This is a genomic window from Faecalibacterium sp. I4-1-79, from assembly GCF_023347235.1.
GTDB lineage: Bacteria > Bacillota > Clostridia > Oscillospirales > Ruminococcaceae > Faecalibacterium > Faecalibacterium tardum.
This window is the reverse complement of sequence record NZ_CP094467.1, coordinates 612,052-625,224: the sequence shown is the minus strand read 5'-3', so window position 1 is coordinate 625,224 and position 13,173 is coordinate 612,052. Positions and strand designations below refer to the sequence as shown.

Genomic DNA, 13,173 nt, shown 5'->3' with positions numbered 1-13,173 from the left:
ATGCCGCGCAACAAATACCCGGAACAGACCGTTGAAAAGATCCTGGACGCCGCCGCCCTGCTCTTCCTCCAGAAGGGCTACCAGAATACCACCCTGCAGGACATCATTGATGCCACAAAGCTTTCCAAAGGGGCGGTGTACCATCATTTCCGCTCCAAGGAAGAGATCGCGCAGCGCGTCGGTGACCGTCTGGGCGACCAGATGTGGGAGCCGCTGCGCCATATCCGGGACGACCCGGCCCTGACCGGGCTGCAAAAGCTGCAGGCGGTGTTTGCAGCATCCTTTGCCGGGCAGCGGCAGCAGCAGATCGCGCAGACCTTGCCGCACCTGTGCAGCAACCCGCAGTTCCTTGCCATGGAGCTGACCAACATTGAAGCACATTTAGCCCCGGAGTGTATTGCACCCATGATCCGGCAGGGCATGGCAGACGGCTCCATCCACACTGCCGATGCCAATGCGCTGGCCGAAGCGCTGTTCGTGCTGGCAGACATCTGGCTTTCTCCCCAGACGCGCCCCACCACACCGGCTCAGCAGCGGGCGCGGAACGTCGTGTTTCAGCAGATGACCCACGCGCTTGGGCTGGATCTTTTGACGGATGCACAGGCCGAACAGCTGGTGCAGCTGTGCACACCGGTCAAGGGCTGAATTTTCCGGGCGGAACGCTCCGCCCTTTTTTGTGCGCCTTTACAGACCAATGGTCTGTATTCAAAAACAGGAGGTTCCCATGAACACATTTTTCCTCATCGTCCTCGGGCAGATCGTCTCCCTGTTCGGCAATGCCGCCCTGCGGTTTGCGCTGCCGCTGTATCTGCTGCGGCAGACTGGTTCCGCTGCGCTGTACGGCGGCATCACCGCTCTTGCTATGTTGCCTGCTCTGGTCGGAATGCTGACCGGCGGCGCACTGGCAGACCGCTGCCGCAAGACCCGCCTGATGGCACTGCTGGATCTGGTGACCACCGGTATTTCGGCGGCAGCCGCTGCTGGGTTGCCGCATCTGCCGCTGCTTCCGCTGGTCCTGACCGTGCTGGGCAGTCTGTACGCCATTCAGGGGCTTTACCAGCCCGTGGTACACGCCTGCCTGCCCCTGCTGCTGAACGGCACCCAGCTGCTGCGCGGCAACGCAGTCATCCAGCTGGTGGATACCGTGGACGAACTTCTCGGCCCCTTGCTGGGTGCTGTTCTGCTGGAGCACCTCGGCATCCGGGGTCTGCTGGTGCTCTGCGGCTGCTGCTTTGCACTTTCTGCCGGGATGGAGCTGTGCCTGCGCATCCCACAGGATGTCCCATCGGACACAAGGCTCTCCGTCCGTTCTCTGTGGACCGACCTGCGGGAAAGTGCGCAGTTCCTCACCGGGCAGGCTGCGGTGCTGCGGTTAGCTGCCGCCATGGCGGCTGTGAACCTGCTGGAAGTCCCGGCTCTCACCGTGGGTGTCCCGGTGCTGGTGGTACAGACTTTGCAGAAAAGTGATGCCTCCCTTGGTCTTGTGCAGGCGGTGCTGAGCGCAGGCGGCATTCTGGGCGGCGTGCTGGCCGGAACCGTCTTTGTCCGTCATCCCATCCGCAGCGGCACACCTCTTTTGCTGGCGCTCAGCGGCGTGTGCGCCGCGCTGGGTCTTGCCCTCCGGGTGTCAGTGCTGCAGTTCGGCAGCATTCTGGTGCTGGGGGCCGTATTTATGGCTGTGGCAGCGCTGTTCAATGTATGGTTCTTTGCGCAGCTGCAAGTGCTGGTGCCGCAGGCACAGCTGGGCAAGACGACCGCCTGCATCTCCGTGCTGGCCTGCCTGACCCAGCCCATCGGACAGGCAGCCTATGGCAGTGCCTTCCAGCACTGGGCCGCACGCCCCGCAGATGTACTGCTGGCAGCCGGGGTGCTTTCGGCGCTGGTTCTCTGGCTGCTGCAAACGCGCCGTACCGCCTGACACAGCAAAAAAGGAGCCGCTGTTGCAGCCCCTTTTATGGTTTGCTTACTCCGGCAGCTTTGCCGGGTCGAGGTAGCTTTCGCCCTGCTTTACCTCCACATGGATGTGGCTTTCCTCGGCGCACTCGCAGCCGACCGTGCCCACCGCACCAATCTTCTGCCCGGCGGTCACGGTCTCCCCGGCCTTAACGTCCGGGTCAGCCACGCCGCACAGCCGCCAACTGCGGCCGGCGGCATCCTCCAGCACCACCACGGTGCCCCAGTTGCCCTCTGCCCCGGCAGACACCACCTTGCCCGCCACGGGTGCTGCTACCGCAGCGCCCTGCGTGCAGGCGTAGTCCACGCCGTTGTGGGTGCGCCAGTCCCCAAGGGTCTTGTTATACACCAGCTCATCGCCGCTGAAGGCGTTGAGCACGCGCCCCGGCATAGAGGGCGCGGCGGCAGGCTGTGCCGAACTGCTGGCAGGCGAGGATGCGCCTTGCAGTGCCGAGGGTTCGTGCAGCGAACCAGAGCCAGACTGCGCACCAGAGGATGCACCAGAGTGCTCCTGCTGCGGCACATCTGCCTTGCTGTTTGCAACGTCGGTCACGGGCTGCTGCCATGTGGTGTCCTCCTGTGCGTCCCAGTCCGGTTCTGTTTCCGGGGCGGTCTGTTGGGTGGTGCCGGGGGCGTCCGGCACGTCCAGACTTTTTTGCAGTTCTGCCCGCAGGGCGCGCACCGCCCACACCCCTGCCGCAGCCGCAGCCAGCAGGCTTGCGGTCAGCAGCAGAGCAAAGCCCTTGCCGTGCAGAAATTTTTTGATCTGCTCCATGCTTGTTACTCCCATCTGTCCGTTTTGTGTACGGGATTTTCTTCTGGGCTTAGTGTGGGACAGCGGCGGGCGGTTTATGCAAGGGGACAAAAAAGACACGCAAAAAGGCTGAGCAGCCACTTTTTTGCAGCTGCTCAGCCTTGCTGTATCCCGTTTTTGGTTACTTCCGTGCGATCATTTCGGTATAAGCCAGCACCAGCGGGCCTACGCCCTTGGCATCGTTGCAGACCACCGGCTCGCTGAAGTAGTAGGCCAGAGAGCCGTCACGGTGATCCTTGCCGCCCAGACCGGCCACAAGGCAGATGCCGTCCAGCTGCAAGCTGCCGTCCGGGTTCTTGGACAGGTACCGGTCGCAGGTGCCGTAGAAAGCCTTCTCCGCCCATGCAGCCATGCGTTTGGGCAGGTAGCCCAGACGCACGCCCTTGAGCACGGCGTAGGCGAACAGGGCGGTGCCGCTGGTCTCCAGATAGTTGCCCTCGGCCTCCGGGTGATCGATGACCTGCCAGAACATCCCGGTCTGCTCGTCCTGGAACTTGTGCATATCCTCTACGGTCTGCTTGAGCATGGCCATGATGCCGCGGTACTCGTTGTACAGCTGCTCGTCCATGCGTTCCAGCACATCCACCATTGCCACAAGGAACCAGCCCATGGCGCGCAGCCAGAAGTTGGGGCTGCAGCCGGTCTCGGGGTCTGCCCAGTACATCTGGCGGCTCTCATCGTAGCCGTGGTAGTACAGGCCGGTCTTTTCGTCCCGCATGTGCTTTTTGATGTTCATGAACTGCTTGTAGCTGTCGATGCAGCCCTGCATCTTGTTGAAGCGGGTCTCGTACTCCATGTAGAAGGGCTGCGCCATATAGGTGCCGTCCAGCCACACCTGCCACGGGTAGATGTCCTTGTGCCAGAAGTTGCCCTCCTTGGTGCGGGGCTGGGTGAGCAGCTGGCTGCGGATGGTGTCGATGGCCTTGCGGTACTTCTCGTCCCCGTAGATATCATACAGAATGAACAGGTTCTTGCCCTGATTCACGTTGTCCAGATTATACTCCTTGGGGTCGTAGGTCTTGATGGAGCCGTCCGGCTGCACAAAGTAGTCGATGAACTCCTTGGAAAACTCCAGATACTTCTCGTCGCCGGTGGTCTTGTACAGGCTCAGGCAGGCGGTGATCATGCAGCCGTCGATGTAGTTCCACTTGTTGGGCTTGCCGCTGCGCACCTTCTCGATGTTCCACATCGGTGCCTCGGCGCTGGAATTGGCGATCAGGTAGTCCACATAGTCGCCCAGCATGGACAGGATCTCTTCATGGGTCATGGGTCAGTCCTCCTCAAAATGTCCTACGTTGGCAAAGTGCAGCCGCTCGCCCTCGTAACCCTCGATCTTCACGTTGTGCAGGTCGATCTCTTTGACGTTCTCGGCATAGATGGCCAGCTTTTTCACCAGCGGACGGTTGTCGGCCATAGCTGCCTGTCCCTCCTTGGCGTTGGGGTCAAAGGTGATGCTTACATCCCGCATGGTCACCCGTTCGATGGGCTGCTCCGGCAGGCCATCAAAGTAGCAGCCCGCGAACTGGGCATCGGTAGCCACGATGTTCTCCATGGTCAGGCTGCCCAGCTTGGGGGTGTACTCGTCCACCGGCATCGGCTCGCGGCACTGCACATAGGGGCCGTGGCCGTCCGGGTCGCAGAAGTAGAACATATTGATGACAAAGGGTGCCTTGACGCCCCGCATCTCCACATTGCGGAACACCAGCCCGTCAATGACGGCGGTGTTGCCGCGGCCGCGGCGGGTCTTGACGCGCAGACCGCGGTCGGTGTGGTCCATCAGGCACTGGGTCACCACCATGTCCTTCACACCGCCGCTCATCTCGCTGCCGATGACGATGCCGCCGTGGCCCTTGTCCAGCAGGCAGTTGCGGATAACGGTGTGCTCGCAGCTGCGCTTCAGTTTCATGCCCAGAAAGACTTTGCTGGCCTTCATGGCGATGCAGTCGTCGCCCACATGGATATTCATGCCGATGATGCGGATATACTCGCAGCTTTCGGGGTCGATGCCGTCCGTGTTGGGGGCGTTGTAGGGGTTGTTGATGTTGAAGTTGAGCAGGTCGAGGTGCTTGACAAAGATGGGGTGGATGGTCCACGAGTAGCTGTTCTGCACCGTGATGCCGTGCAGGCAGACGTTCTCGCTGTCCACCGCAGCCACGGCCCGGGGACGCCATGCGATGCGCTTGACCTTGGGGTTCACCCACCAGTCGCCGTTTTCGGCGTCACAGTCCAGCGTGCCCTCACCGGTCACCACCACGTCATGCACCTGCGTGATGTTCAACAGACCCGCAAAGCTGTCCAGCGGGTTGCCCTCCCAGCCTGTCAGATAGTACTCGTCCACCTCGTTCTCGCTGGGCAGCACGCCGGGCAGGATGGGGTAATGGGTGCGGTCGTTATCGCCCAGCAGCACAGCGCCCTTTTCCAGATACAGGGTGGTGTTGCTCTTCATGAACAGGCTGGCGGTGCGGTAACGGCCGGCGGGCACATACACCGTGCCGCCCTTGGGGCAGGTGGACAGCGCCGCCTGCAGCCGCACGGTGTTGTCGGTCTCGCCATCGGCCACCAGACCATAGCGGGCAGCATCCACAAAGAAGGTCTCGGCCTCGGTGGTGAAATCCAGCTTCAGGGTCTCACCCTCGGCCTGCACCTCCACCGTATAGGTGGTGCCGGGCAGCAGGGAGAACAGAGAAAATACATTGGTGTTGCAGGCCTCGTACACCGTCTTGCCGTTCAGGGCAACGGTAAAGGGGTGTGCCGGACGGTAGCACAGCTCGTTTTCCAGCTCGAAAACGGCGCTGCGGGTCATGGAACGGATCAGGGTCAGATTCATGCGAAATAACCTCCTGTGAGTTTGTCTTGCCCCCACGGGACAGACGTGGTATCATGAGGAAAAGCCCTCTCCCGGCTACCGGGAGGGTTATTCTCGGAAAGGATGCGCAAAATGAAAGCGGAACGGGAAAAGATCAACGCAAAGGTAAAGGCAGACACCGTGCGGCTGAACGGTAGCAAGCTGGAGCTGACGGCAGACGAGGAGATGTGCACCTTTTTGCTGGTAAGCGAGGGCAGCTGCACCCTGCAAATGGGGGAAAACGATCTGCTGCTGAACCCCGGCAGTGCGCTGCTGCTGGGCGCGGGGGACGCGGTGCTCTCTGCCGCCGGTGCAGCCGTCCCGGAACTGGTGGGCTGCCGGTTCCCGCTCAGCGCCCTGCACGAGCTGCGCAGCGCCGCCCAGCAGGATTTTGCCCGGCTGTTTTTGCCCGGCGAGGCAACGGTGCTGTACGGCCCGGTGCTGTGGACCCGCCGCCTGCGCACCCTGCTGGAGATGATGCGCGCTGCCATGCCGGAGCAGGACTACCCCGGCGGACTGTACCTGCTGCTGATTCTGCACTATGTAGAGCAGGAGTGCCTTGCCGAGAGCAGCGCTGTGGCGCGCCCCAGCAACGAGACCATTGAGCAGGTGTGCGGCTATCTTGCCGCCAACTACCGGCAAAAGTTCTCTCTTACCGAGGTGGCAGCAAAGTTCTACCTTTCCCCTTACTACCTCAGCCGCCTGTTCCGGCGGGTGACCGGGCAATCCATCGTGGACTACCTGAACAACCGCCGCATCGAGGCTGCGCAGAAACTGCTGGAGACCACCGAGCTGTCCATCAGCGCTATTGCCGAGCAGACCGGCTTTGCCAGCGCAGCCCACTTCCGCCGCGTGTTCCGCGAGGTGATGGATATCAGTCCTTTGCAGTACCGCAAAAAGCAGACGAAATGATGTATCAACCAAAACACCCCCTGTGCCATCCGTTGGGAGCAGCACAGGGGGTGTTGGTCTTGGTCAGATGTTCTTATGGCGCATTAGCCCTTGACGGCACCTGCGGAGATACCTTCAACGAACTGATCCTGTGCACAGAAGAATACGATCAGCTGCGGCAGGATGGAGATGAGGGACAGCGCAAGGATCTTGTTCCATGCAAAGCCGGTATCACCGTCCATGGACAGCTTGACGAACAGGGACATGGGGTACTTGCCGGGGGTGCTGACGTAAAGCAGCGGGCCCATAAAGTCGTTGCAGCTCCACATGAACTGGAACAGTGCGCAGGACACCAGAGCGGGTCCCAGCATGGGCACGATGACCTTGTACAGGGTCTGGAAAGAGGAGCAGCCGTCAATGGCGGCAGCCTCGTCCAGATCACGCGGGACGTTGCGCATGAACTGCACCAGCTGATACACGAAGTAGGTCTCGGTAGCAAATGCGCAGTGCACCCAGATGGCCAGATAGAAGGGGCTGTCCACCCAGCCGAACTTGTTGTACAGCAGGTACTGGGGCACGTTCAGCACGACCTGCGGCAGGAACAGAGTGGCCAGCATGATGTTGAACAGCAGCTTGCGGCCGGGGAAGTCGAAACGGCCAAAGCCGTAAGCGGCAATACAGGCAGACACCACAGTGCAGATCACCTTGGGGAGGACGTAGCTGTAAGTGTTGAGCATAGCCTGCAGGATGTTGATGGAGCCGCCGAAGTTGTTCAGGGCGTTGCGGTAGCCATCCAGCGTAGGCTTTTTGATCCACAGGCTGATGCCTGCAAAGATCTCGCTGTTGTCCTTGAAGGTAGCGCTGATCATCCACAGCAGAGGATAGATCATGATGACACCAACCAGGATCAGCACGAAGTACTTAAAGAAGGTTGCGATCTTATTCGATGCTTTCATTCCCATATTGGTCACCTTACCTTTCATCCGAGTAGTAGACCCACTTCTTCTGGCTGGTGAACGCAATGATCGTCAGGATGCAGACGATGATGAACATGATCCATGCCAGAGCAGAAGCCATGCCCATGTCGTAGGACTTGAATGCGTAGTTGTAAACCAGCAGGGAGATCAGGGTAGTGGAACCACGGGGACCACCGTTGGTGATGATGTAGGGGCCGTTGAACTCCTGGAAAGCCTGGCAGATCTGAGTAACCAGGTTGTAGAAGATGATGGGGGTGATCATCGGAACGGTGATGGAGAAGAACTGACGCCACTTGCCGGCACCGTCGATGGTAGCAGCCTCGTACAGGTCTGCGGGCACGCCCTTCAGTGCGGCAAGGAACAGCACCATGGCGGAGCCGAACTGCCATATACGCAGGAAGCAGATGATCCACAGAGCGTAGTTGGGGTCAGACAGCCACTCGGGGCCCTGCACCGCACCAAAGGTGACAGCGCGCACCACGGTGTTCAGCAGACCGTCCACGCTGAACACAGCCTTCCACAGCACGGCGATAGCCACAGAGCCGCCCAGAATGGAGGGGATGTAGTACACAGTGCGGAACAGGTTGACGCAGGCGATCTTGAAGTTCAGGATGTAGGCGATGAACAGCGCGAAGATCAGCTTCAGGGGCACGGTGATAAAGGCGTACTTGAAGGTGATGATCAGCGCCTTGGTGATCTTTCTGGTGTGGAATGCGGTAATGTAGTTGGCCAGACCAACAAAGCTGGTGCCGTCCTTGAAGAAGTTCATATCGGTGAAGCTGTAATACAGCGACTGACCGAAGGGGAACGCCTTAAAGACGAGAAAGCCGATGATCCAGGGGATCAGATAAAACAGACCCTGATACTTATCGACCCATTTCTGGAACGGAGTTCGTGCGCCTGCGGGCGCATTACTTTTTTTCATCCAAAGTCCTCCTTTTACAGGATTTGAAGCAGACAGTGCAGCAGGTCACAGACCGGCAACAATTCATTCAAGGTTTGATAACCATTCACCGAAAAAACAAGGGCATCTGTCGTACGGGCGGCAGATGCCCTTATTTATTTCAGATACTGAATATCCGGTTCTGACCGCTGTCAGAGAGAGGTAAGCTTAGCCGATAGTGTAGCCAACAGACTCCATGCCGTCCAGCAGAGTCTCAACAGCCTCTTCAGGGGTCTGATCACCGTAGTCGATGTTGTCGAACACTTCCTGATAGATGCCGGTGCCGGAAGCCTTCAGGTCGTTATTCTCGAACAGGGGATCCAGCTTGTTGGTGGTGAAAGCCATGACCTTGGCGTTAGCCTCAGCAACCAGGCTCTTGACAGCGCCGGCGTCCTGAGCGAACTTCAGGCCAGCCTTGGAAGCGGGGATGCCGCACTCAGAGCCCATGATGGAAGCGCCCTTTTCCTCGTTCAGCAGGAAGTTGATCAGGGTAGCAGCCTCGGCAACGTTCTTGCAGGTCTTGGTGATAGCCAGACCCATGGACACCTTGGAGAAGCCGCCGTTGTTGTCGCCGAACTTGATCTCCTCGCCGACGGTAAAGCCGTCCTTGTTGCTGTCGTCCAGAGCGGAAGAATACTTGCTTGCAGCGGAATCCCACTCGAAGATGCCTGCGATCTTACCGGTGATCCACTCGTTGGACTGGTGGGTAGCGGTATCGGAGTTTGCAGAGTAGTAGGTCTTCAGGTTCATCATGACGTGGTTGTCCACCAGGCTCTTGATGAAGGCCAGACCCTCAGCGATCTCGTCCTCGGTGTAGTTCAGGGTGGAGGTAACGGGATCAGCCCAGTCCTTGCCGTACTTGGACTCGAGGTAGAACACCATCAGGATCATACGGTCGTATGCGCCCAGGTGCATGGGGTAGTAATCGTTGCCCAGCTTCTCCTGAAAAGCCTTACCGGCAGCCATCAGATCGTCCAGAGACTTGGGAACCTCGGTGATGCCAGCCTTATTAAAGGTGGTCATGTTCCAGTAGAAGATACGACCGGTCATGGAGACGGGCACGCACTGCTGGCTGTTGGCCACATAGCAAGCGTCCATAGCAGCGGAATCCCACTGGGTCAGGTCGATGAACTTGGAGGTGGTGTTCAGATCCACGAACTTGCTGCCGTCGGCAGAGTAGTTGTACAGCCAGTTCCAGTTCACCTGGCAGACATCCTGAGCGTTGCCTGCGATGAAGGCAGCAGCCATCTTCTCTTCCCAGCCGGACCATGCGGCAAAGGTGGGCTCCACGGTGATGTTGGAGTGCTCAGCCTGGAAAGCCTCCAGAGCGCTCTGGTAAGCAGCGTGACGGCTGTCGCCGCCCCACCAGCTGATGCTCAGGTTGACGGGGCCGTCAGACAGGGCCAGGCTCTCATCTGCGGAAGCAGCGGGGGCCTGAGAAGCAGCGGAAGAAGCGGTGGAAGAAGCAGCGGGCTTGCTGCCGCAGGCAGCCAGCAGACCTGCAGCACCGACAGCGCCGGTAGCCATCAGGAAGTTACGACGAGAAATTGCCTTGCTCATTTTTGTTCTCCTCCTAATAGAAAACATCTTCATGTAGGGGGTCTGCACATACCCCCTTGTATACAATTATGATAACAAAAGCCACCAAAAAAAGAAAGATGCAATTTACAGTGATACAGCATAAAAACGTACAAATATTGCTCTTGTTTTCGAAACAGATTCGACGTCCTTGCCGAAATGAATAAACTTGCGCTGAAAAACTGTGCAACTTGTATACTTCAATGACTTGCATAAAAATCTGGGATGCAACATGGGAAGAACGGCAAAAATTTCAATAATTTCTGTTACATTTACCGTTCTACCAGTAATTTTTTATGCTCTGCCGCCCCCGCTGCTCTCTTCTTTTCCCACTTTCTCTCCCCTCTGTCGAGTAACTGCCCAATCTGAACTGATATATCAATAGCGCAAAAAACGTGCGTATTTCGCCCAGTTGATATATCAGTGGCCGCGAAACGCAGCAAATTAATATATCAGTCTGTATACAGCTTGTTGGAGATACCCCTTCCGTCTGCTCACTGTGTTCGCAGCCACCTTTCCCAAGGGCAGCGTCCTCGCCCTCTCAGTCACCTGCGGTGACAGCTCTCCCAAAGGGAGAGCCCTTGGCATAGCGGCAAAGTTCCCGGTTAAACCGTAAAGTTTGCGGGCGTGCCAGCTCCCCCTTGGGGGAGCTGGCGCGCAGCGACTGAGGGGCTTCAAATCGGCGGAGCCGGAAAAAACGGTTAAAAGATCTTCACGCCGAACAGGCGTGAATCTTCAGTTTTTTCCGGTGCAGCCCACCCCTTTTTCGTGGCTCCAGCGCGTCGAAATCGCTGGCACTTTTCTGGTTCTCTTTTGGTGTCAAAAGAGAACATCCCCCGGCAAGCAAAAACCTCCCCCGCAGAGCGCAGCGAGGCTGAGGGGGTAGCTCTTCCGCAAATCACGCAAAAAAGCCGCTGCACCCAGCGCGGCGCAGCGGCTTGTATACAACATAAAAGTATCTCAGTTTTTCTTTGCAGCATAGAACGCCCGCCGCGCCTTGAAGTAGCACTGGGGGCACATGCTGACGTACTGCACATCGTTTTCAAGGTCGATGGCTACCTGTTCACCCTCAAAGACGAACTGCCCGTTCACCTTGCGGCAGTTGCAGATGGCCTTGCGCCCACAGGTGCAGATCGTTTTCATCTCCTCGATGGTGTGTGCCAGCTCCAGCAGACGGGTAGAGCCCGGGAAGCCCTTGAGGGAAAAATCTGCTCGCAGACCGTAGCAGATCACCGGGATGTTCAGATCTACCGTGATCATGAACAGCTGCTCGGCCTGCTTCGGGGTAAAGAACTGGCTCTCATCGCACAGCACACAGGCCAGTGGGCCAGAAGCATCGTTTGCCGCCTTCACGGCTTCGAACACGTCCAGCTCCGGCGGGATCAGCAGGTCTGCTTTGCGGCGCACGCCCAGACGGCTCACCAGCTCCCCGCCGCCCTTGGTATCCACCTGCGGCTTCAAAATGAGCACCTTCATGCCCTGCTCTTCGTAGTTGTGTGCCACCTGCATCAGCGCCGTGCTCTTGCCGCTGTTCATGGCACCGTAGCGGAAATACAATTTTGCCATGCCGTCACTCCTGATTGCGCAGACGGTAGCCCAAGCTCATCAGGCTGTCGCCCAGATGGACGTTTTCCACCACCACATCGGGGTAAGGCACCGACAGGTCATAGTGGGAGAAGTTCCAAAAGCCCTCGATGCCCAGATCCACCAGCCGTCCGCTCACCTGCTGTGCACCATCGCGGGGGACGCAGAGCACCGCCACCTTGGGCTTGTTTTCCTCACAGAAGGCTTCCAGCTCGTCAATATGCCGGATGCGGATGCCGCTGATCTCCTTGCCTACCTCGTTCTCGGCCACGTCAAAGGCCGCGATCAGCTTGTAGCCGTTGGTATCGGTGGTGATAAAGCGGCTCACCGCCTTGCCCAGACGGCCGCAGCCGATCAGAATGGTGGGCAGACGGTCGCCGTTGCCAAACAGCAGGCTTTCCAGAATGGAAAGCAGGTTCTCCACCGAGTAGCCGATGCCCTGCCGTCCGTTCACGTCACCGATGCAGTTAAAGTCCTGCCGCACCTGCGAGGCAGTGGTGCCCATCTGGGAAGCCAGCTCCCGGGAGGAGATGCTGGTAATGCCGTCGTCCTGCAAGGAGCGCAGATACCGGTAATATTTGGGGAGACGCTTGATCACAGGGATCGATGCTTTTTGGGGGGTGTTCATAGCAAAATTCTCCTTTCTGCCCAACGCGCTGCAGCTTCTGCCGCCATGCAAGGGGCTTCTTTGCGCGCAGAGAGATGTTCCGTTTTATCCTGTTATATTATTTAAAGTATACAGCATGAAAGGCGAATGTCAAATACCTATTTATAAAAAAGCAAAAAATTCACAAAGTTTTTTTGTTTCTTTTCTCCTGTATACTTCCCCGGATGCCGGGGGATACTGACCCCACAAAGATCCCGCTACGGAAGGAGAATGCGCATGGATACGGCAAAAGACACCCTCGCAGAGCAGCACCGGATGGAAAAAGAGGATATCGAGGATCTGGGCACAGTCACCCTGAGCCGGGGCGGTCATGTCATCCACTGCCTGACCGTCATCGGCCAGATCGAAGGGCATACCGAAGCGCCGCAGGGGCAAAAGACCACCAAGTACGAGCACGTCATCCCCCAGCTGGTGGCGGTGCAGGAGGACCCCCGCATCGAGGGGCTGCTGGTGCTGCTGAACACGGTGGGCGGCGATGTGGAGACCGGCCTTGCACTGGCAGAGCTGATCGCCAGTATCTCCAAGCCCAGCGCCACGCTGGTACTGGGCGGCGGGCACTCCATCGGCATCCCGCTGGCAGTCAGCGCACGGCACAGCTTTATTGTCCCCACCGCCACCATGACAGTGCATCCGGTGCGGCACTCCGGGCTAATCTTAGGCGTACCACAGACCATGCACTGCTTTGAGCAGATGCAGCAGCGCATCACCGGTTTTGTAGCCGCCCACAGCGGCATGCCGGAAAAGCGCTACACCCAGCTGATGCTCCACACCGGGGAACTGGTCATGGACATGGGCACAGTGCTGGACGGACGCCGCGCCGTAAAGGAAAAGCTCATCGACGAGCTGGGCGGTCTTTCGGACGCGCTGACGTGGCTGTACAGGGAGATCGAGCGGGAATAATAAAAACAACATTATGGTTTG

General features: G+C 58.5%; 12 protein-coding genes. 4 read left to right on the top strand and 8 right to left on the bottom strand.

Features of this window, described 5'->3' with window-relative positions:
* Window positions 1-645 carry a TetR/AcrR family transcriptional regulator gene (locus tag MTP36_RS02965; RefSeq protein WP_249253477.1) on the top strand — a complete coding sequence of 215 codons (645 nt, stop codon included), beginning with the start codon at window positions 1-3 and terminating at the stop codon, window positions 643-645.
* 79 nt (window positions 646-724) lie between these two features.
* On the top strand, window positions 725-1,918 hold the full coding sequence (locus MTP36_RS02960; protein WP_249253475.1) for an MFS transporter: 1,194 nt from the start codon (window positions 725-727) through the stop codon (window positions 1,916-1,918).
* Between the two features lie 45 nt (window positions 1,919-1,963).
* Here MTP36_RS02960 and MTP36_RS02955 read toward each other — a convergent pair whose 3' ends face one another.
* The 3 genes from MTP36_RS02955 to MTP36_RS02945 all read right to left on the bottom strand — a co-directional run bounded on the left by MTP36_RS02955 (window position 1,964) and on the right by MTP36_RS02945 (window position 5,594).
* Window positions 1,964-2,728 (bottom strand): M23 family metallopeptidase, encoded by a 765-nt coding sequence (locus tag MTP36_RS02955; RefSeq protein WP_249253474.1) that lies wholly within the window; start codon window positions 2,726-2,728, stop codon window positions 1,964-1,966.
* Between the two features lie 160 nt (window positions 2,729-2,888).
* A complete protein-coding gene (locus MTP36_RS02950) occupies window positions 2,889-4,034 on the bottom strand; it encodes a glycoside hydrolase family 88/105 protein (protein ID WP_055186955.1) in 1,146 nt (381 codons plus the stop codon).
* Between the two features lie 3 nt (window positions 4,035-4,037).
* Window positions 4,038-5,594 (bottom strand): glycoside hydrolase family 28 protein, encoded by a 1,557-nt coding sequence (locus MTP36_RS02945; RefSeq protein WP_055186956.1) that lies wholly within the window; start codon window positions 5,592-5,594, stop codon window positions 4,038-4,040.
* Between the two features lie 111 nt (window positions 5,595-5,705).
* Here MTP36_RS02945 and MTP36_RS02940 point away from each other — a divergent pair, with 111 nt between their 5' ends.
* Window positions 5,706-6,524, top strand: coding sequence for a helix-turn-helix domain-containing protein (locus MTP36_RS02940; RefSeq protein WP_249253472.1), 819 nt, complete (start codon window positions 5,706-5,708; stop codon window positions 6,522-6,524).
* Window positions 6,525-6,607: 83 nt separating this feature from the next.
* Here MTP36_RS02940 and MTP36_RS02935 read toward each other — a convergent pair whose 3' ends face one another.
* The 5 genes from MTP36_RS02935 to MTP36_RS02915 form a co-directional block, all read right to left on the bottom strand.
* On the bottom strand, window positions 6,608-7,459 hold the full coding sequence (locus tag MTP36_RS02935) for a carbohydrate ABC transporter permease (protein ID WP_442900242.1): 852 nt from the start codon (window positions 7,457-7,459) through the stop codon (window positions 6,608-6,610).
* 16 nt (window positions 7,460-7,475) lie between these two features.
* The gene (locus MTP36_RS02930) at window positions 7,476-8,405 is read right to left on the bottom strand and encodes a carbohydrate ABC transporter permease (protein ID WP_005927102.1); all 930 of its coding nucleotides are present in this window, start codon (window positions 8,403-8,405) and stop codon (window positions 7,476-7,478) included.
* Between the two features lie 186 nt (window positions 8,406-8,591).
* Window positions 8,592-9,983: an ABC transporter substrate-binding protein gene (locus tag MTP36_RS02925; RefSeq protein WP_249253468.1), complete on the bottom strand. Its 1,392-nt coding sequence runs from the start codon at window positions 9,981-9,983 to the stop codon at window positions 8,592-8,594.
* 978 nt (window positions 9,984-10,961) lie between these two features.
* Window positions 10,962-11,567, bottom strand: a complete 606-nt coding sequence (locus tag MTP36_RS02920; RefSeq protein ID WP_249253466.1) for a thymidine kinase — start codon at window positions 11,565-11,567, stop codon at window positions 10,962-10,964.
* A 4-nt stretch (window positions 11,568-11,571) separates the two neighbouring features.
* Window positions 11,572-12,213 carry a redox-sensing transcriptional repressor Rex gene (locus tag MTP36_RS02915; protein ID WP_055187049.1) on the bottom strand — a complete coding sequence of 214 codons (642 nt, stop codon included), beginning with the start codon at window positions 12,211-12,213 and terminating at the stop codon, window positions 11,572-11,574.
* 255 nt (window positions 12,214-12,468) lie between these two features.
* On the opposite strand from MTP36_RS02915, the gene MTP36_RS02910 reads away from it, so the two are divergent.
* Complete coding sequence (locus MTP36_RS02910) at window positions 12,469-13,152, top strand: ClpP family protease (protein ID WP_249253464.1); 684 nt, start codon at window positions 12,469-12,471, stop codon at window positions 13,150-13,152.
* Window positions 13,153-13,173: the final 21 nt, after the last annotated feature.